General features: G+C 51.8%; 3 protein-coding genes. All 3 read right to left on the reverse strand.

The genetic code is table 11. From position 1 onward, the window contains the following. Positions 1-329: hypothetical protein (locus WMO17_RS12925; protein WP_349138307.1), on the reverse strand; the 329-nt coding region annotated here is incomplete at its 3' end. 143 nt (positions 330-472) lie between these two features. Next, positions 473-1,438 carry a ParB N-terminal domain-containing protein gene (locus tag WMO17_RS12930; protein WP_349138309.1) on the reverse strand — a complete coding sequence of 322 codons (966 nt, stop codon included), beginning with the start codon at positions 1,436-1,438 and terminating at the stop codon, positions 473-475. A gap of 12 nt (positions 1,439-1,450) precedes the next feature. Then, positions 1,451-2,692, reverse strand: a 1,242-nt coding sequence (locus tag WMO17_RS12935) for a relaxase (protein ID WP_349138310.1), incomplete at its 5' end; no start/stop codon positions are given.

Here is a 2,692-nt window from a genome sequence, read left to right on the forward strand (position 1 = left end):
AGAGGAATATTTGAAGAAAGTGGCTGGGAGTTATGGGCTAGAAGATTAAGGGCAAAACAAAAAACAGGGTGCGCCCCCGAATAGGACGCACCCTGCCAAAATCCACATACGATAGCGATATGTACAACAGGGCGTTCCCCGTCGGGAACGCTCTGTTTCTCTTTGCTGGTAGTATGATGAGCCTGTTCCGCCTGCCACGCGGCAAACTCCCGCTGACCTTCCTCACTGTTCCAGCAGGCAAGGATGGCCGGGTAGAATGCCCGCACCAGACGGTCAATGACTTCATCGGGATAGGGGGAAGTGTTTGTGGACTTTTTCTTTTTGTTCAAACGCACGCTCCTTTGATCGTCCCACCGCAGCAAAGCCGGGCAAGAAAATCAAAGTTCCATTTTTTATCAGGCGCAAGGGCGCGGATGCTTTCCGCCCTGCACTTGCGGCTGGTGGCTCGTTGATGGCTTACAAGTGCCTGTCGTTATGCGGTCTTTTCTCCTTCAAGGGCTTCTGCAAGAGCCTTTTCCAGATAGGTTTCGATTTCAGTCAGGTAGTTAGCAGGCCTCTGCATTGCGAAGCGGAGAACCTTCTGCTTTTCCGGGTCAGTGAAATAGCTGGGATTGTTTTTGAGCGTTTTCTTCCATGAGTTTTTCATCATTTCGGTCGCACGGCTCAAGGATTTGTAAACCTTCATAAACTCGTCCGGCACATGATAGCACCGGAATTCTTCTGTTTGTGGTGTGGGCATGGGAACGGGTTCCGCTTTTTCAGGTTCAAATTCTGCGCTGGCAGATTCCAACACTTCCAATGCCTCTGGATGCAGGATTTGAGCAAGGACATCTGAACGATGCTCGACACTTGCCTGCACAAGCTTGGACATTTCTTCGTTGGTGAACTTCACTTCACCGGAAAAGACTTTCTGCTTGATGCCGGGAGAGAGGTTGTCCGCAATGTCGATGCCTCGTGTATAGTGGCTGGCACGGAGAACAGAGGCACGGCTGACACCGTTTTCTTCTGCGATTCGGTCGCAGGTTTTCTTCCCGGAGTGGTGGTTATCATCGTGAGCACCACCACTTTTCTTTGCTAAAGTGTACTGATTGCCCCGAAAGATTTTTGCAGCCTTCTTCTCGGCTTCGTACTGCTTCCCAAGCAGATAGCGTTTCTGTTCGGGACTCAGGTTTCGCCGTCCCAACTGATTCTGGCAAATCCACGCAATGGCTTCTTCGCGGTTCTCAAATCGGAGCGGCATGGTGGAGAAATAAATCTCTGGGTGCTTTTGGAGGATTGTATAACGGTTGTGACCATCAACAAGGGTGTTATTCCAAACGATCAAAGGAGAGAGCAGCTTGCCCTCTTTCAGGATATTTTCTTCAAGCTGCTTAAATTCATCATCGGTCAGAGGAGGAATCTGAGACTGGAACTCCGGGTCGATTTTCAGATTGATCATACGCACACTCCTTTATCTCTCCTGCTGCGTCTGTTCTTCCTCCCGGAAAAAGGACGCAACATTCTGTTTTGCGGTTTTCAGTTTGAGAAGTTCTTCTTTCGCTTCTTTGTACTGCTCGTAGAACTTTGCCTTTTCGGATGCCAGCTGCGCATACTCGGCTTCCAGATTTTTTGGGCTGGGCAGCTTGGTGATGTTGCTTGCCTTGAAATAGGCTCCTGCCACCCGGTATGCTGTCAGCTCTGCACGATGCTGTTCCTTAAAGACTGCGGGTCGCTTGGCAGTATTGAACTGCTGTGCGACGCTCTTGGTACTGGTGTAGGCTGCGATGTGATAGCGCAGCTCTTTGTTGGCTTTCATGCGACCTTCGAGGTCTTTCATCACTGCCAGTGTGTCGTGATACTTGGTTTCCAGTTCAGCGATGCGCTGGTTTAGAGCGTCCTCGTCGGTCAAGCCCTTTCCCTGCAGAAGCTTCACGGTCTGTGCCATAACTTTGAGATTGTGTTTCGTGAGCCAACGCTTATAGCCGATGCCCTTGCCTTCGGTCATCCTCGACTGGATGTCGATCAGTTTCCCGATGGCATCCTGCTTGAACTGCGCCTTGGGTTTGCGTTCGGTGTTTGCCTGCAACGTGGAAAGTACTGCTGCCTTATCGAACTTGTCACCGAGATGTTTCGCTCGGATAAACTTTGTTCTTCCAGCAGGCAGATAACTTAGGCATCCGCGACTTTCCTTAACGGCAATGCCGTACTGCTGCAAGAGCCTGTCGGAAAAATCTTCAAAGCTCGTGGCACGGTACAACACTGAAGAAATCTGTTTCCGCAGGGTTCGCGTTTGCGAAGCAACAAAAGCCCCAGTGGGGCTTTTGAGTGACCGAGCGGTTTGCGCAGCAAATGGAGGGGCCTCGCCCCGACAAGCGACCTTCACGGTTTCAAACTTCTTCTGCCGGGGCTGCTGTCCGGCTACGGTAAGGGCTGCGTTTGCAAGGTCGAGCTTCTGTTGCCCACGCCGCCTTGCCCAATACTCGGCTTCGCTCACGCGCTCTTTCGAGCCGTTGAGCAGGTCGATCTGGTACAGTCCGGCACTTTCGCACAGCTCCATGACCTCGACACGGAGGTGCCGCATGGTCTGGGCGGTGCTGGAGTGTTTCATACCCTCACGCCAATCGCGGGGCTTCTGCATATAGGGCTTACGCTCCACTTCTCGTGTTCGGATGCTGCCGATCACGATGTGGACATGAATGTTTTCCGAATGGTT

The sequence above is a fragment of the Faecalibacterium faecis genome (assembly GCF_040096475.1).
Classification (GTDB): domain Bacteria; phylum Bacillota; class Clostridia; order Oscillospirales; family Ruminococcaceae; genus Faecalibacterium; species Faecalibacterium taiwanense.